The following is a 19,781-nucleotide window of genomic DNA, read 5'->3' as shown; positions in this document are numbered from 1 at the left end:
TATGGCGCTAAACTACCTGCCCGTCTCCTGGAATCGCCAGAAAAAACTATACGATTGGACCATTGCAGGGCTTGTAACGGTATATCTGATTATTTTCTGTGGACTTCAGGCTGTTTTGTTTCCTGACGTAACCGCCGAAACGGTCATCATCCGCGCGACCAGTACCCTGGCTTTTCTGATGCTTCACGTTATACTGATTATTGGCCCATTGTGTCGGCTCAGTCCCCGTTTTTTGCCGTTGCTTTATAACCGGCGGCATTTGGGGGTCAGCATGTTTCTGGTGTCTTCGGTGCATGGCATTTTCAGCCTGCTTCAGTTTCATTCAAGGGGCAATGTCGATCCGCTGGTGTCGCTCTTTACGTCTGAACCCGACTATGGGCATTTGTCGCAATTTTCGTTTCAGATTTTGGGCTTTTTCGCACTCCTAATTCTGTTTGTGATGGCCGCTACCAGTCACGATTTCTGGCTCAAAAATCTAAGCCCCCGCGTCTGGAAAACCCTGCACATGGGCGTATATGTTGTGTATGGCCTCATTGTGATGCACGTACTGCTGGGCGTATTGCAGCAGGAAACGGCTACAGTTTATACGATTGTGCTGGGAGTCGGCATGTTCCTTATTGTAGGGCTTCACCTGACGGCAGCGATTATCAGCCAACGGAAGGATATCCGGCCATCGGGTCAGGAAATGGATGGTTTTGTGGAGGTATGCGATGCGGATGAGATTGCCGAAAACCGGGCCAAAACCCTGATGATAAACGGCCAGAACATTGCGTTGTTTCGGTACGATGGTAAGGTGTCGGCCATCAATAACCAGTGCCGCCATCAGAATGGACCGCTGGGCGAAGGCAAGATCATCGACGGGTGTATTACCTGCCCCTGGCATGGTTATCAATACTTGCCCCATAACGGTCAATCGCCCCCGCCATTTACCGAAAAAGTAGAAACCTATGCCGTAAAGTGCATCGGCACGAGGGTCTGGGTCAACCCAACCCCGGCTTCACCTGGCACAACGCAGACACCAGCCGCCATCAACACTTAATCACTCTTTCACTCATTAACTCTTTCGCTCTTTGTATCCCATGAAACAGGAAGATGATTTTTACATTGGCTGGCAGGCCGAAGCACCCGCTTCGTTCCGAAAAACTACTCGCCGAGCCGCCATTGGGCTGGCTGTCGTTGTGGCGCTCCTGGCCGGGCTATTGGTTTGGCAGCAGCGAGGGTTTTCCGGGGCTGTATTCGAATATGGTACGCTGACAACGCTCGAAGGCGAACTGATCCGAACTCCTGTTCCATTTCTGCGGGTTCCTGTGCAACAGACAGCCGCCAATAAACCCCTTTTTGAGCGGGTGTTGCTCATTGGCTTCAACAAACGCGGAGCCGATTCAACCCTAAACCAGTGGGAACGCAAACACGGTTCTTTGGCCAATAAACGGCTAAAAATTCGCGGGACGCTCATTTACCATGATGGAAAAGCTGCCCTTGAACTAACCGAAGAAGCTGATGCTTTAGTGGGTGTTTCAGCTATAAAACCCTCATCCATACCGCCCGTTTCCTCAACGCTGGAGCAGGGTGGTTTGGGCATCGTCAGTTTAACCGGCGAAATCACAGATCCGAAATGTATGCTGGGCGTGATGAAACCCGGCGAAGGCCGACCCCATCGGTCGTGTGCCGTGCGCTGCATTGCCGGTGGCATTCCTCCCTTGCTGGCGGTGCAGAATCGCAGCGATCAGCGTAACTACTATCTGGTGGTTGGGCCGTTGGGGCAACCATTGAATGCCTCCATACTACCCAATGTCGGTCGGTCGGTTGAACTGCGGGGCCGCCTGGAGCAAGCCGATAACTGGCTCATTCTCTATACCGATTCGGTTCGGCCACTGGCTCAGGCTCCCTTGGATCAGTCGATGCAGATAGCCATGTGCTGGTAGTTGTTTGATGAGACGTTCGAGTCAAAAGGAAATAAACTCAACTGTGAGTTTAAGCATGATTACCAAACCCAATCGACCTCATACTGATGAATATGGGTATCTGCAGTAAGAAATAGTAAGCTTTCCGTCATGCTTTGGGCAATTAAAAGCCGGTCAAATGGGTCGCGATGAAGCATAGGCAACGTTAGCAGACAGCGTGTATGGTCAAACGTGACAGGCAGCAACTCGAAACCGTTTTGGTCAAGCAATGCCAGCAGATTATCAAAGCCTGGCTCAAAAGACAAACTGCCCAACCGGATTTTAATGGCCATCTCCCAAAGTGAAGCGATACTTACATACGAGACATTCGCTGAGTCGGTGATAAGTCGCTTAGCTTTTGCTGAAAGGTCTAGTTCATTACCGTTTAGAAACCATATAAGGGTGTGGGTGTCAAGTAATAAGTTCATTATTGATAGTCAGCAAAATCGTCCAGCGGTGCATCAAAATCAGAACTCATTTGAAACTGGCCTTTGGCACTTCCAAATACGGGAGTTTTTCGTTCAAGAGGCTTATTCGTAGTTTTGCGGGTAGCCAAAAAATCAACAAAGTCAGCTACCTCTGCCTGGTAATCAGGTGGTAAAGTCTGGTATTTCTGATACAGTTGGAGGTACGTCATGAGTTTGGTATTAGCTTGACTCATAACAAAGATAATGGGTTTACCCGTTCGCCGTAGCTATCAACTCTGTAGCTTAGTAAGCTGACTCGATTAGCATAAACCCATGTTGGTTTTTGAACAGAGCCAGAAGTAGATAAATGAGAATTGTATTGACCGGAAGTTCAGGGCGAGTTGGGCGGGCTATTTATAACGCTTTAGCAACTGAACACGATGTCGTTGGTATTGATCGAACCGCTTTCTCAACCACACGCATAGTAGCTGATTTTGCTGACAAACATCTTTTGACGGACGTGATGAAAGGGGCTGATGCCGTCATTCATACGGCTGCATTACATGCTCCTCATGTGGGCGTATTCTCCGATGCAGAGTTTATCCGAATAAATGTCGATGGCACCCGTTTGGTCGCAGAAGCGGCTTTGGCCACACAAGTCAGGCGGCTTATCTTTACCAGTACAACCGCTATTTTTGGCAAGAGCATCGAAAATGGTCTTTCTGCGTGGGTGACGGATGAAACAATTCCTCAGCCCCGAAGCATTTATCATCGAACAAAGCTGGAGGCTGAAGCTTTGCTTCGACGTGTAGCCGACGACCGTTTGGCTGTTCGGGTGATTCGTATGTCACGCTGCTTTCCTGAACCGGCCGACCTGATGGCTATTTATCGCCTGGCGCGGGGCATTGATGTGCGCGATGTTGCCAGTGCTCATGTGGCAGCATTAACCAATGAGGGAGAAGCATATCAGGATTTTATCATCTCAGGAGATACCCCTTTTCAGTCAGAAGACTGTGCCGATTTAGCAACCAATCCCGCAATGGTCTTAGCCAAACGAGTACCAGCCTTGCTTGCTGCCTTTAACGAGCGAGGATGGCCGTTGCCAATATCCATTGACCGGGTTTATGCCGGAACCAGAGCAAAAACCGATTTAAATTGGCAACCTCGCTATGGTTTTGAGGAAGTGCTTGCCCAACTGGATCGAGGGAGTTTAGAAGTGCTGCCCGTTGGGGCTGCTATCAATCAACGGGAAGAGTAGTGGTTCCTATTCCTGACAAAGCGCGAACCTCGAACCCAAAAACGTAAAAGAAACGGGTTAAAATAACCAGCTTATTTCGGGCGAAAAAACAAAGCTTCGGGTCAGGCCGTCGGGCCTGACTTCCCGAACAACCAGCGGGGTACCAGCCGTAAAGCCGATACGCGTTTTGGGCGTTAGGTTCCACCAGCCGGCCAGCGTTACGTTGAGTGTTAACCCCTGCGATCCACTGATCGTTGCCGACTTGCCGCTGGCATCGGTATAGGTATCCTCGGCAAGGTGATAGATGCCCAGGAATCCACCGTTCAGACTAATTTTTGGGTTTATCATCCAGGTATAGGCCGCCCGGCCTAGTACATCGGCTTTGCGGGTAAACTGGTTAGACGGCGGGTAAGCGGGTGCTTCGGGCTTGCCGTTCAGGTTAGGCAGAAAAGAGTTGCTATTGGCTCCGGTAAGGGGTTGCTGCCAGCCTGCCGAAAATTGCCATTGGCGATTGCTTACCGAAACGCCCGTAATGAGATCGACCGTACCGAGGCTGCTCTGGTACTGCATTGGCAACGGACGACCGTCAGCTTTCAGGTTGCTATTGCTCAACGGCAGCTTTGTCCCCAGCGTGAGCGACGTTGCCCATTTGGCTTGCGTTGGTAATGTGTAGATTCCCGACAGGAAAACGTCGCCGAGTCCGGCGGTACTTCCTAAATTTCCACTGGCATAATTGGCGGTAAGTTTTGCCTGGATGGCCCACCGGGCCGACAACTGGTTGTCGTATTGTAGGCCCGGTGCAAAAACCAGCACCGCTTCATCACCCAATCCAACGGGAAGCAGGAGGCTGATTTTCTGGCCTTTCGTATCGGCCGTCGCGTGTTGTTTGAGTGCGCCAATGGTGCAAAAGCCAGCATCGCTGCATCCCTGTGCCAGAGTGGGTAACTGGCTGACGGAAAATAGTAGTATTGTCAGAAAAAAAGTCAGACGGTTGTTCATTGGGTATAAGAGCTTATCCTACCGCTCCTTTTGGGTTAAATAGGTAATTGTTGCATTAGATTATTTCAACTCGGCATTCCCGAAATGCACGGCAAATCGCTTGCACCAGATCAGCACAAAACGCTGCTGGCTGGACGCTACGGGGGCAGGTACATCAACAAAAAAGCTGCCAGTGGCTGTCAGTAAACTCACTTCTGTAAAATTGCTGGCTTGTGTGTCAGCGGCTAAATAGATACGCAGATCAGGCCCGGTGTCGCTCCTGAAATTCTCAAAAACCAGCGTCTGTTTGCCGTTGCGCCCGTACAAGCGTACCTGGCCGCTCACGGTATGAACGCCGTTCTGAAAGTTGCCAGAGGCTAGTAACTGCTGACCGGTTGTATCAAAAACCTGTGCAGGATCGACCGTACTGACGGGCATGCCCAAACTTCCCAGCGGAACCAGGTCTTTGTCTTTTACGCATCCACCGATTCCCAGAATCAGCAGTATACACAGCAGATAGACAGACAAAAGAGATTTCATAACTATCGATTTATGGGTTTATGGATTCATAAAGCCAGGTGTAGCTTTCCCGGAAGAAAGCGTCGATACGGTCGTTGGTATGACTGGTCGAAATGGGTAACAAGGCACCTTGCCAGTCGGCTCCTGTGCGCCATTCCCCTGCCGACAGCGTGGGTGCGTTCTGGAAGTTGACAGGCTGGGCGCTGTTGTAGCCAGACAGATAGAAATAGGGTTCAGGACAGATCGAATCCGCTATGGCATAGCCTGTCCAGATAGCCGCCCGTTCGTGTTGTTGCGCATCGGGCAGGCTGTAATAAACGCCCGTGTCGAAGTGGTGAGGCCAGATTCGGACTTCGCTTTGCTGCCCGCTCCACTGGTTTAGAGTTTGAAGGGCTTCATTGGCTACAGTTCGCCACTGGTTCCACGCGCCCAGCGCCGATGGTCGCTGATACAGCGCATCAAGTGCAACGGGTTCGTGATCGAGGTGGTAGTTTAGTGGTCGGATTTCTGTAATTCCCAAGGAGCGCATTTGCTCATTCCACCACATCAGGACATCGGCAGGTGTTTTGCCTTCTGGCGATAACAGGCTCAAAATCCGATTATGGTCGCCAATAAATTGAACTGTAAACGCTTCGGTATCAATCACCAGCCGGAGCTGCTGACCAGCCTGGTCAAACGCTCGTCCTTCCAGCCGGTGCAGCAGTTGATCCCAGACCATGTTGGTCTGACTGTCGTCGGCCTGAAGGGGCAGACATTGCATACCAGTCAGGGCAATCAATTGAGCCAGACTATGCAGCGTTTTATCGGCTTGATTTAGGTCATCCATGTGAGCATGATTAATTAATGAATAATGGATAATGTAAAATGAATAATGGGGGTGGCTATTTCATTATCCATTATCCATTTACTGATCCTCTTCCTGTTTCAATTTGCCTTTCATGGCATGGCGTAGTTTTTCAATCTTCGGCACCGAAACGTGCTGAATATAAGGCTGGTTTGGGTGCAGCTTGCAGTAGTTCTGGTGGTAGTTTTCGGCCGGATAGAATACGCTGAACGGCAACACCTCCGTGACGACCGGATTGGCATAATGCTTCGACGCATTGACCCGCTGAATGGCGGCCATGATCTCCTGCTTTTCGGCCGGAGTCCGGTAAAACGCTACCGACCGATAATCGCGCCCTACGTCGGGTCCCTGCCGGTTCAGGGTCGTCGGATCATGTCCGGCGAAGAACGCATCGAGCAAATCGTGGTAGCTGATGACTTTGGGGTCGTAATACACCTGTACCGACTCGGCATGACCTGTTTCGTCGGTGCCTACCTGCTGATACGTTGGATTAGCCACATGGCCCCCCGAATAACCAGACACGACTTCCCGAACGCCCTTTAGTTGATCGAAGCCTTCTTCCTGCGCCCAGAAGCAGCCGCCCGCAAAGGTGGCAACCGCTTCGCCGGGTTTCAGTGCGGGTAGGCGGGCAGGGGTCGTATCGACCGACTGAGCCTGTGTGCAACTCGCCAATAGCCAGCAACTGGCCAGTAAAAAATGAAATACGTTCATGATAATTTAAGTAATTAAGCGTAAGTAGTTTAGCGTATTCTGCAAGGGTGGTGTTTTTGTCATGCTGACGAAGCCGGGCGGCCGGTGCCGAAGCATCTTCGGAGGTAGGATAAAGGGTCATATCCGAAGATGCTTCGGCACCGGCCGCCCGGCTTCGTCAGCATGACAAAACATAATTAATGGATATTCACTGAGCTACTTAAGCTATTTCGTTTTGATGAATTCCAGCGCCAATCCATTCATGCAGTATCGGAGGCCGGTGGGAGCCGGGCCGTCGTCGAACACATGCCCAAGGTGGGCATCGCATACGGCGCATTGCACTTCGGTCCGAACCATGCCGTGGCTGGAATCGTGGATATCTTTGACCACATTTTTGCGCAGGGGCGCGTAGAAACTAGGCCAGCCCGTTCCCGATTCAAATTTGGTGTCTGAACTAAACAGCGGCTCGTGGCAGCAAACACATCGATAAACACCATGCTCGTGGTTGCTGGCCAGTGGATTACTAAATGGACGTTCGGTACCTTGCCTGCGGGTTACGATAAACTGCTCAGGGGTAAGTGCCAGTTTCCACTCGGCTTCGGTTTTTTCGAGTCGACGGGGTGGCTTTTCGGGATTGGTGTCATTGCTAGATGGACCTGAGAGCAGTACGGCAAAGGCAGGCGACATGATGAGTAAAAGGCTAGTCAGGCTAGCCAAAATAGTGGATCGATTCATAGTTTTAGGCTTGTTAAGCATGCGTGAGAATATTAGAATAAGTGGCTGAAAGGGCCGTATCCGTTTTCGTGACTAATTGCCCAATATGATCAGCGATATCGCAGGCAACGGCCCGTTTGGCTTTAAGGCCAAAGCGATGAATGGCACCGTTGCGGTGAATGAGCGTTATTTGATTAGTATCGTGACCAAAGGCTGCACCCGCGTCGCGTAGTGAATTCAGCACAATCAGGTCCAGGTTTTTGCTTGTCAATTTCGCCTGAGCATTGGCCAGTTCATTGTCAGTTTCGAGCGCGAAGCCAACCATATACTGGTCGGCGCGTTTCTGCTGTCCCAGGCTCGCAGCAATATCGACCGTCCTGACAAGCTCCAGACAAAACGACTCTTCTTTCTTCTTGATTTTCCGATCAGCGACCACCCTTGGGGTATAATCGGCGACGGCAGCAGCCAGTACGGTTAGTGTAGCTTGCGGAAAGTAATGCAGACAGGCACTATACATATCGGCCGCCGACCGAACCGATACGAGATTGATGAATGGATGCTGCACCGTTAGGTTAGTTGGCCCACTCACCAGCGTAACCTGCGCTCCCCGTTCGGCCAGCACCTCTGCCAGCGCATAGCCCATTTTGCCGGTCGAGTGATTACTGATGTACCGAACTGGATCAATGGCTTCCTGCGTAGGGCCAGCAGTTAGCAGTACAGTCAGACCGCTCAGGTTTGTGTCGATGTGAGAAAAAGAGTTATTCATGGCGTAAGCTGTAATTCGGATGGAACAAACTTATTCTACTGTTGAGCATTTGTTTTTCTGTTTTGCTGCGTGCGTTTCCATACCCGAAAAGCTTCCCGGAAAGTCATGTATGGAATGCCCCGGCGGTGGTTTTCGCGACTGATCTGGTAGAGTACCCGCCAATGGTGAAACAGCACCCTATAGCCTTCGCGGAGCGAAAAACCCGGCTGGTAAATATGGGCGGGTTCGGCACCGGCACCGTTCAATTCCATAATCCGAATGTGTTTACCGGCATACAGATCGGCTATGCTCCGGCACCGCAGATCGTAACGACCGAAATAGAACCCGTCAATCGACTGGCTAATTCGATCAAATACACGCGTCAGTTCAGAGGTGATCAGGTGATTGGCATTCAAAAATTTGGTTCCCCGGCAGTGATTTCCTATCGACTCCAGCGTAATGGTTTCGCCAGCAGCCGGTATGTCGTGGAACAGATGGCCGTACCTTTTCGTCAGAGCCGGTAGTTGAAGAATGGCCCGTTCGTTTTGCCGAATCAGATTTTCAATGCAGTCGTGGCCGTTGCCCCGTATGGTCAGAAATTCTTTCTGCACGATCGACGACACAACGCCTTTGGCCTGCCCCGGCATTCGGTAATAAAACACACCTAGTTCAAGCGGTTCGCTGACATACTCCTGAATCAGAAAATCAATCGGTGTGGTAGCGAAGTAGTTCATCAAGGCTTCGCGGCTCTCGATTTTTTCGACTCGCCAGCCCCGCTCGCCCACATTCGGTTTGGCAATAACCGGAAACGTAAGCCCTCGCTCCTGCATCAGACAAAGCACCGTTTCGGAATTGGCCGAAGCCGGTACAAACTGCGTAACGGGCTTATACGCATCGTTGATACGGTCCAGAATATCGGCCTTCGACTCGCCAAACAAACCGCCTGTTTCGATAGACGGATTGGACGCTGAAAAATAAAATAGCGAACGCGCCTTGATCGATTGCCACAAATGAAAAAAGAAAATGGGGAAATAAACCACCTCAAACGGCCAGTATTCCCAATGGCGCAGACGGATTATGAATGGGGACGTCTGGCTAAAACCCATAAGGGATGCCCATACCGTTGCCGGGAGCGAACGGATCGTCTGAGCGAATGTGCTTTCGGAGAGGGTTGCCGAACGGGTTGTGCTAACGGGTTGCATAGATAGGGTCGATAGAGGTCTGGTAAACAGCCGATTGGATGAGGTCTTCGTAAATCATGTTTAATTCGTCAGTGATATAAACGACACTAGTCAGGCTGACGGTGAGCATCACGTTCCGGCGATTCATGCGGAGGCTATTCTCGGCATCGCCATTGCCACCAACCTGATGAAAACGCCGGATAGCTTCTACTGAATAGTCGGGGTGTTGTTGGCACCATTCCCGAAACCAGTTTTCGCGTTGCCGGATAATCTCGGGTGTGTAAAGCGTTGCCGACGACCAGATGTAAGTCTGGCTGGGGTCTTTTTCATCCACAAAAAGTCGGGTGCCATTCCAGCGTAGTTCTGTCAAACGGCCTTCTTCAGCGATCAACAGCGTAAAAGGCTCCAGACCCGCCACGTCATAGGTGCTGATAAACGCATCGACAGTCGGATACGTAAACACCTGCAACGGCACCAGCCCACGACTATGCCGATAGGGTGGTTCGGGCCGATGGGCCGTGAACGCACCATTGAGTAAACACACGGTTACCGGGGATTCATCGTCCCGAAAGCCCGACGCTATCCAGGTTCCTTGCCCCTGCGGGTCCTGCGGAAAGGTGATCGCAACCCCGCCGATGGTTACGGTTCGGGGCGGCCGCGCTACGGGACGTATCGCTTTTTCGTCGCGGCTATGGGTCAGGATGTAGCCGGTTGAACTCGCCGGCAAATAAGTGACAGTACACATGATCAATCCACTTGATTAATCCATGACTGCTCAATGTCCATACCAATTTATTAAAATACTGATTTTCAGTTAATTAATTGTGAAAATGAATAGGTGACGGTTAAAGGTTTCACGAAATAGCGTGAGTGTCTTGGTAAATCGTGACAGTTTGAGAGCCGATGGCTGTCAATCAGGACGGAGCCAACGTCGGCGAAAGAATTTTGCTGGCTGGGTTAATCAGGTGAGTTTGCGGATTAATCAGATCGTGATTTTCTACGGGTATTTCGGGACGCTTACGAAATATCAGGAATTTTTCTTGTGTTCTGTCCTGACTTCTCTCCGGCTTTTACGTGCGTTTTGCTCGTTTCCAGCGCGTAATGGCCGTTTTTTCTTTTTTTAGTGCATCTGGAATGGTATTTGGCAATTGTATTAGCGAAACGTTGGTACGGCTGCGTTGGCCGAGTTTACACCAGCTTGAAAACACAATTGCAAGTAACCCATTCAGACAAGCCATCTAATGAAAACGCTTTCGTTCCTGTTTATTACCTTGTTTTTCACCTACTGGACACCGGCTTCAGCCCAAACTAATTCAGTTGCAGCCCGCAAGCAGCAATTCAACCTCGAAAATGGCCTGGCCATACAGGGCTACGATGCCGTAGCCTATTTCACCCAGAACAAAGCCGTAAAAGGCTCGGCCACCAATAGCTATACGTACAAAAATGTTACCTACCGATTTGCAACACCCGCCAATCTGAAAGCCTTTCAGGAAAACCCGGATCGTTATGAACCGCAGTACGGTGGCTGGTGCGCCTATGCGATGGGAGCCACGGGCGAGAAGGTAGAGATAGACCCCGAAACGTTTAAGGTCAAAGATGGCAAGCTGTATCTGTTCTACCATTCCTTTATCAACAATACACTGCCCAAGTGGAATAAAGACGAGGTGAATCTGCATAAGCAAGCCGACGCGAACTGGGGCAAATTCATTCAATCGTAAGTGAGTCATTCCTATAAGCCCGACCGCAATCATGAACAAAACAACGACCTACATTCTCTGGGCTGCTCGCTTACTGGCAGCCATCATTCTGCTTCAGACCTTGTATTTCAAGTTTCTGGCCCAACCTGAATCGGTTTATATTTTCTCGACGCTGGGCGTTGAACCCTGGGGCCGGATTGGTTCTGGCATTGTCGAGCTGATAGCCTCCGTACTTATTCTGATGCCACGAACAAGCTGGCTAGGGGCTGCATTGGGCATGGGTGTAATGGCCGGCGCTATTGTGTCGCACCTGACCATCCTGGGGATTTCGGTGCAGGACGATGGTGGTTATTTATTCTTTCTGGCTCTGGTTGTGGCGGTAAGTTGTGCGACCATTCTGGCGCTTACCCGCACGCAGTGGATGCCGGTTCTGTCGGATATACTGGGCCAGAAGAAAGTCCATACAAATGCCTGATTCTTCACTCATTAACGGTTATTAACACGATGTCACTTAAATCTGCCAGTACTGATATCCTGATGCAACTTGCCGAAGTGATCGGTCAGCTAACCGACGCTGATTATGCCCGACCGCTGTCGGTTCTTTCGGGCAATACCATCGGCAAACATGTCCGGCACATTCTCGAATTTTATGAATTGCTCGTCGCCAGTGTCCAAATGGGGCAACTCAACTACGACCGGCGCCAACGCGACCTTCGTCTGGAAGTTGACACGGATGAAGCCCTTCGCCGGATCGGAGCTGTTGACCGAACGATTCACCGGATCGATCTGAATCAGCCGCTGACTTTAACGGCTGACCTATCGGTTAAAGGCAATGAAGCCGTGCAGATCCCATCCTCCATAGCGCGGGAATTGCTGTACAATATCGAACATGCCATTCACCACATGGCGCTTATCCAGATTGCTATCCAGAACGATTTTCCGGCCGTGGACCTACCGATGCATTTTGGCGTGGCGTATTCAACGGTTCAGCATCAGTCGAAGTAAATCGCCATCTGGATTCCGTAACTCTCTACCAGCGAATCGTATGCTTCTGCTTTTCTGTATTGTCTGCCTCATCAGCTTTCTAGGGTCCATTCATCCCGGCACTGTCAATCTGGCTGTTATGCAAACGACGCTTAGCCATAATAAACAGGCCGGAATCTGGCTGGCGTTGGGTGGCAGTCTGCCAGAGATTGCCTACAGCAGTCTGGCGGCCGGTGGGTTAATGCTCATACCAGCCAATTCGCACTGGATGGATCTGCTGACGGTTGCGCCCATTCCAGTACTGCTGGGGGCCGGACTCGTAGCCTTTCGGCAAAAACCGGTTGAACTTAATGAGGTAGTCGACCCAAAGCCAGCATTACCCTTCTGGAAAGGGTTTTTATTAGGCAGTACGAATCCACAGTTACTACCATTCTGGTCGGCCGTATGGCTATATCTGAGTCGGGTTCCTATAGGCGCTCATACACTGATTCCCGTCAATCAGCCCGCCAGTCCGTGGGTGTTTGCGCTAGGCACCGCAACCGGGGCGTTTGGGCTGCTGATTCTGGTCGTTTGGCTAACCGACCGCTTGCGCCAACGAATTGTTCAGTACCTGAATGGGCGGTGGGTTAATCGACTGACTGGCATCCTGTTTATTGGCATGGCCCTTTGGCAAAGTATACAGGTATTGGCCTGACGGTTGAGACTAGCCAACTCATACCGTCGGCCAATATCCTGGTCAATAACCCCTCTCGAATGATACGGTTTCTACGTGGATGGACTTCTGTGGCTCGCTGGCGCATCGGGCTACTGCTGCTGGTGTTTATTATTGTTATGCTGCCCCAGTGCGTTTCCATTCGAATGTCGGATAAAGCCATCGCCCAGTACTTTGCGAATCGCAGCCTAAAGCCCACGTTTGGGACCGTCAAGTCTAACGAGCATACGGTTCATTTTGCCCATATCGGGGCCGACTCCTTACCGACTGTATTGTTCATTCATGGCTCGCCGGGTTCCTGGGATGCCTTCATCGATTTTTTTACGGATTCATCCCTCTACAACCATGCCCAATTGATTTCGGTGGACCGACCGGGTTTTGGTAAGTCGGAATTGGGGCGACCGGAACCTTCTTTGCAAGCCCAGGTGGCCGCAATAGCCCCATTGCTCCGTCAGAAACCGGCAACGCATAAACCCATTGTCGTTGGTCATTCGCTGGGCGGGCCGGTAGCTGTTCGACTGGCGATGGATTTCCCGGAGCAAGTAGGCGGTCTGGTTCTGGTTGCTCCGTCCATCGACCCCGATCTGGAGCGGGGAGAATGGTATCGGCCAATTGGAGCCGCTTTTCCGGTTCGGTACTTACTGCCCACTGAACTAGATGTTAGTAACCGGGAGATTATGCCCTTAAAAGCTGAGCTTCAGAGGATGCTTCCGCTTTGGTCTGCCATTCGTATTCCCGTAACCGTCATCCAGGGTACGGAGGATGAGCTGGTACCTCCCGGAAATGCGGATTTTGCCAGAAGAATGCTCACAAATGCGCCCGTAACCATTCAGATGATTCCTAGCATGAATCATTTTATTCCCTGGCGTCGGCCCGATTTGATCCACGCTGCCATTCGCCAACAACTGTCAACGAATCAATCCAATTTTTCAACCAATAAACATCCATGAAACGACTCTTTTTTTATCTGTTGATTATCATTTTCGCATCGATTACCACTGTCCGGGCGCAGCAATCGCCCGTTTTTGCACCTGGCGGAAAAGCGTTGAGAGGGTATGATCCAGTAGCTTATTTTATCGAAGGGAAGCCTGTGATGGGTGATTCTGCTATTTCATATGCCTATCAGGGGGCAAACTGGTATTTCGCCAGTGCCCAGAATCGGGATACGTTTAAAGCTGATCCCGAAAAATATACTCCTCAATATGGCGGCTATTGCGCCTACGGTACATCGCAGGGCCATAAAGCCCCAACAGAACCCGACGCCTGGACAATTGAGAATGGGAAGCTCTACTTCAACTATAATAAAAAAGTACAAACACTCTGGAATAAAGACCGCCCTGACCACATTCGGAAAGCAGATACGAATTGGCCTTTACTAAAAGACAAGGATAGCCACTAACTGAAATAAAAGTTTAAACAGGTTTTAAATCTTGGCGGTGCTATTCAATCGTTTTTCCAGACCGTGTGCGAAACAAAAGAGTAGGCCGCCAGATTTTATATACGTCGCGGACTTCGTCGGGAATGGGAACCCAGATGGCGGTGGTAACTTCCTGTTTGATTAACTCCATCGGGAACAGCGGAGCCAGCATCTCAGGGCCTTTCGGTTCGTGTGTGCCTGTGTGAAGCGGGAGAGTGGCTTATTCGGCATGTGGGCTACGATGTTGTCCCAGCTCTCGGGAATATCCATTTCTGATAAAAGAATTTTTGGCTCTGTATTATGTCAATCAGACGTTCTGGCGAGCTGGGGTTTGGGAAACGACAATTATGTTAAAGCGCAGATTGGTTATCAATAAACGAGTAATGAAATGTGAAAAGCAACCAATTGATGTAATTTAGCCGCTAAATCAGCTACCTATTATGAATGGTAAGTATGTGGCCCGTCTGTTCATTCTCTGGTTATTGGCCATTGTAATGAGTTGCCAGACCGCCCAAAAACGTCTGAATCCGAAAGCGCCTAAAGAAGCCTATAACACCACCGAAATGGAAGTCCGTAATGAACGTTTTTTATCCACAGTTCATGTACCTGTATCCATTGCTATGAGCGATGTGGAGCGGCAAATTAATGCACAGGTCAATGGACTGATTTACGAGGATAATAGCCTGGACGATAATAACAACGACCAGTTTATGACAAAGGTCTGGAAGCGGGGAACCATTATGGTGTCGGCGCAGGACAGTTTGTTTCAGTTTACGGTTCCGTTGCGAATTTGGGCCAAAGCCGGGGTTTCTGTTCTGGGATTCATGCAATATAAGGAAACAGAATTTGAAATCGATTTGCGCTTCAAATCCAGATTTGACCTCGATCCCGACTGGTCTGTACATACCCAAACGCAGGCCGATGGCTACGGCTGGGTTCGGAAGCCAACCGTAAGTGTGGTGGGCGTAAATATTCCGATTACGAATATCGTCTCCCGACTGATCGACAAGAATCTGGGCACGATCACCAAAACGCTCGATCAGCAGATACGCCGGAATGTAGATTTGCGTACCCCTGTTCTGAAAGCCTGGAATACCCTGCGTGAACCATACCTACTTTCTGAGAAATATCGAACCTATTTGCAGGTCGTGCCCAAACGTGTACTGATTACGCCCCTACGTTTTGAAGGACGACTCATCCGGGCAACCATTGGTATTGAAGCATACACACTCACCTCCACAGGGACTAAGCCAGACGTACATCCGGCCGTATCGCTGCCTAACCTTACCGTGGTATCGCAGGTGAAGGACGATTTTCAGATCGGTCTTCTCAGCGAGGCCAGCTACCCCGAAGTGGCCCGGATTGCGGCTGAAGAGTTTGTGGGTAAGTCGTTTTCGTTTAACAACGACAATTACCACATCACCATCACAAGCATGGACCTGTACGGGCAGAACGAGAGCCTGATCATTAAAGCCGGTCTGAAAGGAACCATCAATGGCGACATCTATCTCCGTGGTCGGCCGTATTATGATCCCAAAGACCAGACTATTTCGCTCAAAGACCTGGTGTACGACCTGGATACCAAAAATGTGCTGGCCCGGTCGGCGAGTTGGCTGCTGAAGGGAACGTTTGCCCGAACACTTGAAAAGCAACTGACCATTCCGGTCGGTTCGCAGTTGGCCGATATGCAGAAACTGTTGCAGCAGCGGCTTTCCAATACGCAGTTGGCAAAAGGTGTGGTAATCAATGGCCATATTGATGAAATCAAACCCGATCAGGTGTACCTGACGCCCACTGCCCTGTTAGCCGTTGTAAATGCTCGGGGCCGTATCGATATTAAAGTCGACGGCTTGCAATAGCGCCGAATCTTCTCTATTTATTTACCCGTTTTTCAGCCAGGCCTTCCTCTTGCTCAAACCAGAGGAAGGCCTTTGTGTTGATAGAGCGCTCATTTACAGCAGCCAACCGTCGACAGCAAATTAGATTATCCGTATATACTTAAGTAATTAGGTGGGCGTGTAAGGCATCGGGAAGTTAGATAATGCACCATATTTAATATTAGTATTAATTGCATGAGTAATTTATTGTTGCTTAATAATGGATATATGTAAAATTATTAGCTAAAATATAAATATAATACAATTTATTCTTTGGTTGAATATGTTAATCTATTATTTATTAAGTATTTATACTTATTATATCTCTTCTTATTAGTTGCCTATGGCTTGCTCAAAAATTGTATTTATCGATTATTTTTTTATACAAAAATGTCTAAATCCGTTTGGTAACAATACTGGTACAATAGGAAAATAGAAAGATTAATTATGCTATTTCTGGCTTTTAATCTATTTTTTATATTTTTGATAAGAAAAATTACAGAATTATATTTTGAATAATATTAAATATGCTAAAATAAAAGTTTGTATAATTTTTTCAATACGAAACTTTGAACTGAATTTCCCGAAATATACTTTTGTAGAAGTGCTTCTTGCTTAACTTCACTAATCGTACTTGTTTATGGGAAAAAAGTTACTGTTGAGCTTTCTCTTTGCTTGCTCAATCTGCGTCGTCACGTGGGCTCAGGATCGTAAAATTACGGGTAAGGTTACTATGGCCGACGATGGCAGTTCCTTACCGGGCGTGTCAGTCGTTGTGAAAGGAACGACTGTGGGTACCGTTACCGATAGCGAAGGTGGCTATTCGCTGGCCGTACCGGCTAAAGGAACATTAATCTTCTCCTTCATCGGCATGATGACCAAAGAGGTCGAATTGGGAACCTCGACGGTCGTAAACGCGAAACTAACCAGCGACACCAAACAACTCGCTGAAATTGTTGTAACCGGAACCGGGGTCGCTACCGACAAACGTAAACTGGCTATATCCGTTGAATCGGTTTCGGCGAAAGATCTACCACAAGCGCCTTCGGCATCGATCGACCAGGCTTTAATTGGGAAGATTCCGGGCGCGCAAATCACCAGCCGGAGTGGTACACCCGGTGCCGACGTAAATATTCTGCTGCGTGGTATCAACACCATCAACCGGGGTACGTCGCCCATGATCCTGATCGACGGGATTCAGATGGGGGCTACCAGCCTGCAAACTATTGATCTGAACTCGATCGAACGCGTTGAGGTCGTACAGGGCGCTGCTGCGGCTACCATTTATGGGGCACAGGGCGCAAACGGGGTTATTCAACTGTTCACCAAAAAAGGGAAAAACGGTCAGCTGAACATCGACATCTCGTCGAGCATTGCTCAAAATACCTACCTGAATAACGGAGGGGTAAGCAAGGCGATGTATCATGCCTTTGCGACCGATGCCAGCAACAACATCATTGGCTCATCGGGCAAACCGATTGTATACGATGCGACGAATGGTATTTATTCAGAAAACGTACAGTATAACTCGACGGACCCAACGGCTACCAACAGCAAGCCCTATAACGCGAACCTGCTGTACCACGACCACTTCGATTATTTCTTCAAGCCTGCCAATACGACCAATAATAGCATTGCGATCTCGGGCGGAAGTCAGAAGGCTGACTTTAGCCTGTCGGCTTCCAATAGTCATCAGGAAAGTAATATTCGCGATAATGGCGCCTATGATCGGAGCAATATATCGGCCAATATTGGGGCACAGTTGGCAAAAGGGCTTACCCTTCGGTCGATCACGCAATTGGCGTATACCAAAAGCACGCTGAAAACCAGCGACCGGACCATCTTGTACGGTATGCTGAATGCCTATCCGTTAGCCGATTTTTCGCTGACAACCACCGATGGGTCTATCCCGCTTAATATGAACCAGACCATCGGTATCAATGCATCGAACCCATCATATCGGCAGGCATATACCCGGAACAATGATAATAAGATAGACATTATCCAGAACGTCAATCTGAATTACAAATTTCCGAAGTTCGTTGAACTGGACGCTAAGTATGGCTTGAATTTTCAGACCCAGAATCGTGATCTGGAATTCTATAACCAGTCGAACAATGCGAACGTCAAATACTGGGTAACGCAGGGGTCGCAAAACTTCATTTCAAACTACAATACGGCCAATACGGGGGATCTGACGAAGTACACGAACAGTAAAATGTTTCAGAACTTCCTGGCTACGGCAACGGCTGTGTTTGACCTGAAAGAAGATTTTGGCTCAAGTATCCCGCTGAAGTCGGTTACGCAGGCTTTGTTCGATTACCGCAACAGCATGGTGAAAGAATACACCAGTGCCGCTATTGGTTTGCCAGCCGCTTATGCCCCTTACAATGCCGCCAACACGACTTCCTGGCGTGTATACCGCGATTATCAGGAGCCATTTATCACCTACGGTTATTTGATCAACCAACGGTTTGAATACGGCGATTTCGCTGGTATTTCGGGCGGTTTCCGGAGTGATTACTCATCCGCATTTGGTCAGGGTTCCAAGCCCTTCACCTTCCCACGAGGTGATGCCTTCGTACGGCTGTCGGCACTGCCTTTCTGGCAAAATAGCTCTGTAAATGGATTCCTGCCCGAGCTGAAACTGCGTGCTGCCTATGGCCAGGCCGGTATCCAGCCCAAGCCCTTCGACCGGTACGTGACGATCACACCAACTACGGTAGGAACGACTACCGCTTTCTACTACGCGAATGGTCAGGCAAACCCAGCGCTGGGTGTCGAAGTGTCGCAGGAAATCGAAGTAGGAACCGACATGGTTTTCAGCTTATTTAAAGGATCGAGCTGGCTGAATGGCATCGCCCTGGCCGCTACTTACTGGGATCGACAAACGAAAGATGCGATCTATTCCGTTGACGTAGCCCCTTCGGTTGGTCTGGGTACGCTGATTGACAATGCCTTTACGCTGGGCTCCAATGGTTTACAGTTCTCGTTGAACTCGACGGCTTACAACGGGTCGAGCCTGAAATGGAACACGACGGTCAACTTCGGTAAGCAAAGTTCGAAGATCATTTCGGTTCGGGGCGATGCGCCGGTTGTTGTTACGTCCAACGCCGGAAGCACCAACTATGTGCTGAAAGCAGGTGAAAAAATCGGTCAGCTCTACGGCTATAAACTGATCCACAGTGTCGATGCGAAAGATCCGAACGGGAACTTCTTTATCCCACAGGCCGATCAGGAAGCCTACACATTGGCCAGCAATGGAATCGTGGTGAACAAAGCGACCAAGCAGCCGTATTTCACCGCCGACAAATACAGCTTTGGCGATCCAAACCCGAAGTTCAACATGTCGTTCATCAATGATTTTAGCTACAAGAACTTCCTGACGTTTGGTTTCCAGCTCGACTGGGTAGCCGGTAATCACCTGTACAACCAAACGAAAGAATGGATGTACCGCGATGGTATCCACAGCGAGTATGCGAATCCATTTACGATTGATGGTCAAACGGGTGCCTGGACGGCTTTCTATCGGGGGGTCTACGCACAGCGGACAGCTAACGGTACGAAAGATTACTTCTATGAAGACGCTTCGTTCCTGCGTCTGCGGAACATTCAGGTGGGCATTGATTTTGCCCGGTGGTTTAAAATCCCGGCTACCAAGAAACTTCAGCTTGTGTTAGCAGGCCGTAACCTCTGGACGGCAACCAAATACACCGGTTTCGATCCAGAAATCAGCTCCGGAACGTCGAACTCGGCTTGGGACCGTGGTACTGACCACAGCACGATGCCGAACTTCAAGTCGTATCAGGCTACGTTGAACATTGGATTTTAAGTAA

General features: G+C 49.7%; 22 protein-coding genes. 11 read left to right on the top strand and 11 right to left on the bottom strand.

The genetic code is table 11. The features are described 5' to 3' along the window. The first annotated feature begins 1 nt into the window (after position 1). Together ACYVFD_RS15760 and ACYVFD_RS15755 are read left to right on the top strand one after the other, a co-directional pair. Entirely contained in the window at positions 2-1,039 is a 1,038-nt protein-coding gene (locus ACYVFD_RS15760; RefSeq protein WP_461091162.1) for a Rieske 2Fe-2S domain-containing protein, read from the top strand. A 40-nt stretch (positions 1,040-1,079) separates the two neighbouring features. Further along, entirely contained in the window at positions 1,080-1,925 is an 846-nt protein-coding gene (locus tag ACYVFD_RS15755) for a hypothetical protein (RefSeq protein ID WP_461091160.1), read from the top strand. A gap of 59 nt (positions 1,926-1,984) precedes the next feature. Here ACYVFD_RS15755 and ACYVFD_RS15750 read toward each other — a convergent pair whose 3' ends face one another. Both ACYVFD_RS15750 and vapB read right to left on the bottom strand, forming a co-directional pair. Continuing rightward, positions 1,985-2,371: a type II toxin-antitoxin system VapC family toxin gene (locus tag ACYVFD_RS15750; RefSeq protein ID WP_461091158.1), complete on the bottom strand. Its 387-nt coding sequence runs from the start codon at positions 2,369-2,371 to the stop codon at positions 1,985-1,987. After that, on the bottom strand, positions 2,371-2,604 hold the full coding sequence (gene vapB / locus ACYVFD_RS15745) for a type II toxin-antitoxin system VapB family antitoxin (protein ID WP_461091156.1): 234 nt from the start codon (positions 2,602-2,604) through the stop codon (positions 2,371-2,373). Before vapB ends, ACYVFD_RS15750 begins: the two co-directional genes overlap by 1 nt. 113 nt (positions 2,605-2,717) lie before the next feature. Here vapB and ACYVFD_RS15740 point away from each other — a divergent pair, with 113 nt between their 5' ends. Next, a complete protein-coding gene (locus ACYVFD_RS15740; protein WP_461091154.1) occupies positions 2,718-3,608 on the top strand; it encodes an NAD-dependent epimerase/dehydratase family protein in 891 nt (296 codons plus the stop codon). 57 nt (positions 3,609-3,665) lie between these two features. Here ACYVFD_RS15740 and ACYVFD_RS15735 read toward each other — a convergent pair whose 3' ends face one another. The 8 genes from ACYVFD_RS15735 to ACYVFD_RS15700 all read right to left on the bottom strand — a co-directional run bounded on the left by ACYVFD_RS15735 (position 3,666) and on the right by ACYVFD_RS15700 (position 10,003). Then, the gene (locus ACYVFD_RS15735) at positions 3,666-4,586 is read right to left on the bottom strand and encodes a hypothetical protein (RefSeq protein ID WP_461091152.1); all 921 of its coding nucleotides are present in this window, start codon (positions 4,584-4,586) and stop codon (positions 3,666-3,668) included. 60 nt (positions 4,587-4,646) lie between these two features. After that, positions 4,647-5,105, bottom strand: coding sequence for a DM13 domain-containing protein (locus tag ACYVFD_RS15730; protein ID WP_461091150.1), 459 nt, complete (start codon positions 5,103-5,105; stop codon positions 4,647-4,649). Positions 5,106-5,115: 10 nt separating this feature from the next. Next, positions 5,116-5,910, bottom strand: coding sequence for a hypothetical protein (locus ACYVFD_RS15725; RefSeq protein WP_461091148.1), 795 nt, complete (start codon positions 5,908-5,910; stop codon positions 5,116-5,118). A gap of 78 nt (positions 5,911-5,988) precedes the next feature. Next, on the bottom strand, positions 5,989-6,639 hold the full coding sequence (gene msrA, locus ACYVFD_RS15720; RefSeq protein WP_461091146.1) for a peptide-methionine (S)-S-oxide reductase MsrA: 651 nt from the start codon (positions 6,637-6,639) through the stop codon (positions 5,989-5,991). 204 nt (positions 6,640-6,843) lie between these two features. Beyond that, positions 6,844-7,353, bottom strand: a complete 510-nt coding sequence (msrB, locus tag ACYVFD_RS15715; protein ID WP_461091144.1) for a peptide-methionine (R)-S-oxide reductase MsrB — start codon at positions 7,351-7,353, stop codon at positions 6,844-6,846. Between the two features lie 13 nt (positions 7,354-7,366). Beyond that, complete coding sequence (locus ACYVFD_RS15710; RefSeq protein ID WP_461091142.1) at positions 7,367-8,098, bottom strand: phosphopantothenoylcysteine decarboxylase domain-containing protein; 732 nt, start codon at positions 8,096-8,098, stop codon at positions 7,367-7,369. A 35-nt stretch (positions 8,099-8,133) separates the two neighbouring features. Further along, positions 8,134-9,279, bottom strand: a complete 1,146-nt coding sequence (locus ACYVFD_RS15705) for a hypothetical protein (RefSeq protein ID WP_461091140.1) — start codon at positions 9,277-9,279, stop codon at positions 8,134-8,136. Then, positions 9,266-10,003, bottom strand: a complete 738-nt coding sequence (locus ACYVFD_RS15700) for a hypothetical protein (protein ID WP_461091139.1) — start codon at positions 10,001-10,003, stop codon at positions 9,266-9,268. The genes ACYVFD_RS15705 and ACYVFD_RS15700 overlap by 14 nt, the downstream gene beginning before the upstream one ends. A gap of 496 nt (positions 10,004-10,499) precedes the next feature. Here ACYVFD_RS15700 and ACYVFD_RS15695 point away from each other — a divergent pair, with 496 nt between their 5' ends. From ACYVFD_RS15695 to ACYVFD_RS15670, 6 genes are read left to right on the top strand one after another with little or no spacing between them, the layout of a single operon-like run. Beyond that, positions 10,500-10,976, top strand: coding sequence for a YHS domain-containing (seleno)protein (locus tag ACYVFD_RS15695; protein WP_461091137.1), 477 nt, complete (start codon positions 10,500-10,502; stop codon positions 10,974-10,976). Positions 10,977-11,007: 31 nt separating this feature from the next. After that, complete coding sequence (locus tag ACYVFD_RS15690; RefSeq protein WP_461091136.1) at positions 11,008-11,430, top strand: DoxX family protein; 423 nt, start codon at positions 11,008-11,010, stop codon at positions 11,428-11,430. Between the two features lie 29 nt (positions 11,431-11,459). After that, positions 11,460-11,960, top strand: coding sequence for a DinB family protein (locus ACYVFD_RS15685; RefSeq protein WP_461091135.1), 501 nt, complete (start codon positions 11,460-11,462; stop codon positions 11,958-11,960). 40 nt (positions 11,961-12,000) lie between these two features. After that, on the top strand, positions 12,001-12,633 hold the full coding sequence (locus tag ACYVFD_RS15680; RefSeq protein WP_461091134.1) for a LysE family translocator: 633 nt from the start codon (positions 12,001-12,003) through the stop codon (positions 12,631-12,633). Next, positions 12,606-13,601, top strand: coding sequence for an alpha/beta fold hydrolase (locus ACYVFD_RS15675; RefSeq protein ID WP_461091133.1), 996 nt, complete (start codon positions 12,606-12,608; stop codon positions 13,599-13,601). Before ACYVFD_RS15680 ends, ACYVFD_RS15675 begins: the two co-directional genes overlap by 28 nt. After that, the gene (locus ACYVFD_RS15670) at positions 13,598-14,050 is read left to right on the top strand and encodes a YHS domain-containing (seleno)protein (protein WP_461091132.1); all 453 of its coding nucleotides are present in this window, start codon (positions 13,598-13,600) and stop codon (positions 14,048-14,050) included. The genes ACYVFD_RS15675 and ACYVFD_RS15670 overlap by 4 nt, the downstream gene beginning before the upstream one ends. 40 nt (positions 14,051-14,090) lie before the next feature. Here ACYVFD_RS15670 and ACYVFD_RS15665 read toward each other — a convergent pair whose 3' ends face one another. Continuing rightward, positions 14,091-14,219, bottom strand: a complete 129-nt coding sequence (locus ACYVFD_RS15665; protein WP_461091131.1) for a hypothetical protein — start codon at positions 14,217-14,219, stop codon at positions 14,091-14,093. A 289-nt stretch (positions 14,220-14,508) separates the two neighbouring features. Between ACYVFD_RS15665 and ACYVFD_RS15660 the strand changes: the two genes are divergently transcribed. Continuing rightward, positions 14,509-15,927 carry a DUF4403 family protein gene (locus tag ACYVFD_RS15660; protein WP_461091130.1) on the top strand — a complete coding sequence of 473 codons (1,419 nt, stop codon included), beginning with the start codon at positions 14,509-14,511 and terminating at the stop codon, positions 15,925-15,927. A 658-nt stretch (positions 15,928-16,585) separates the two neighbouring features. Then, positions 16,586-19,777 carry a SusC/RagA family TonB-linked outer membrane protein gene (locus tag ACYVFD_RS15655; protein ID WP_461091129.1) on the top strand — a complete coding sequence of 1,064 codons (3,192 nt, stop codon included), beginning with the start codon at positions 16,586-16,588 and terminating at the stop codon, positions 19,775-19,777. Positions 19,778-19,781 lie beyond the last annotated feature (4 nt).

It is taken from the genome of Spirosoma gilvum, from assembly GCF_054776815.1.
Note: the sequence above shows the minus strand (reverse complement) of the source record. Positions and strands in the feature narration are given on the sequence as shown.

Excerpts from the sequence above, each read along its gene's own strand:
- ACYVFD_RS15670 (WP_461091132.1), top strand. The coding sequence starts at position 13,598 with ATGAAACGACTCTTTTTTTATCTGTTGATTATCATTTTCGCATCGATT.
- ACYVFD_RS15760 (WP_461091162.1), top strand. The coding sequence starts at position 2 with ATGGCGCTAAACTACCTGCCCGTCTCCTGGAATCGCCAGAAAAAACTA.
- ACYVFD_RS15680 (WP_461091134.1), top strand. The coding sequence starts at position 12,001 with ATGCTTCTGCTTTTCTGTATTGTCTGCCTCATCAGCTTTCTAGGGTCC.
- ACYVFD_RS15665 (WP_461091131.1), bottom strand. The coding sequence starts at position 14,219 with ATGGAGTTAATCAAACAGGAAGTTACCACCGCCATCTGGGTTCCCATT.
- ACYVFD_RS15660 (WP_461091130.1), top strand. The coding sequence starts at position 14,509 with ATGAATGGTAAGTATGTGGCCCGTCTGTTCATTCTCTGGTTATTGGCC.
- ACYVFD_RS15735 (WP_461091152.1), bottom strand. The coding sequence starts at position 4,586 with ATGAACAACCGTCTGACTTTTTTTCTGACAATACTACTATTTTCCGTC.
- ACYVFD_RS15705 (WP_461091140.1), bottom strand. The coding sequence starts at position 9,279 with ATGCAACCCGTTAGCACAACCCGTTCGGCAACCCTCTCCGAAAGCACA.
- ACYVFD_RS15690 (WP_461091136.1), top strand. The coding sequence starts at position 11,008 with ATGAACAAAACAACGACCTACATTCTCTGGGCTGCTCGCTTACTGGCA.
- ACYVFD_RS15750 (WP_461091158.1), bottom strand. The coding sequence starts at position 2,371 with ATGAACTTATTACTTGACACCCACACCCTTATATGGTTTCTAAACGGT.
- msrA (WP_461091146.1), bottom strand. The coding sequence starts at position 6,639 with ATGAACGTATTTCATTTTTTACTGGCCAGTTGCTGGCTATTGGCGAGT.
- ACYVFD_RS15695 (WP_461091137.1), top strand. The coding sequence starts at position 10,500 with ATGAAAACGCTTTCGTTCCTGTTTATTACCTTGTTTTTCACCTACTGG.
- vapB (WP_461091156.1), bottom strand. The coding sequence starts at position 2,604 with ATGAGTCAAGCTAATACCAAACTCATGACGTACCTCCAACTGTATCAG.
- ACYVFD_RS15725 (WP_461091148.1), bottom strand. The coding sequence starts at position 5,910 with ATGGATGACCTAAATCAAGCCGATAAAACGCTGCATAGTCTGGCTCAA.
- ACYVFD_RS15685 (WP_461091135.1), top strand. The coding sequence starts at position 11,460 with ATGTCACTTAAATCTGCCAGTACTGATATCCTGATGCAACTTGCCGAA.
- msrB (WP_461091144.1), bottom strand. The coding sequence starts at position 7,353 with ATGAATCGATCCACTATTTTGGCTAGCCTGACTAGCCTTTTACTCATC.
- ACYVFD_RS15700 (WP_461091139.1), bottom strand. The coding sequence starts at position 10,003 with ATGTGTACTGTCACTTATTTGCCGGCGAGTTCAACCGGCTACATCCTG.
- ACYVFD_RS15740 (WP_461091154.1), top strand. The coding sequence starts at position 2,718 with ATGAGAATTGTATTGACCGGAAGTTCAGGGCGAGTTGGGCGGGCTATT.
- ACYVFD_RS15755 (WP_461091160.1), top strand. The coding sequence starts at position 1,080 with ATGAAACAGGAAGATGATTTTTACATTGGCTGGCAGGCCGAAGCACCC.
- ACYVFD_RS15710 (WP_461091142.1), bottom strand. The coding sequence starts at position 8,098 with ATGAATAACTCTTTTTCTCACATCGACACAAACCTGAGCGGTCTGACT.
- ACYVFD_RS15730 (WP_461091150.1), bottom strand. The coding sequence starts at position 5,105 with ATGAAATCTCTTTTGTCTGTCTATCTGCTGTGTATACTGCTGATTCTG.
- ACYVFD_RS15655 (WP_461091129.1), top strand. The coding sequence starts at position 16,586 with ATGGGAAAAAAGTTACTGTTGAGCTTTCTCTTTGCTTGCTCAATCTGC.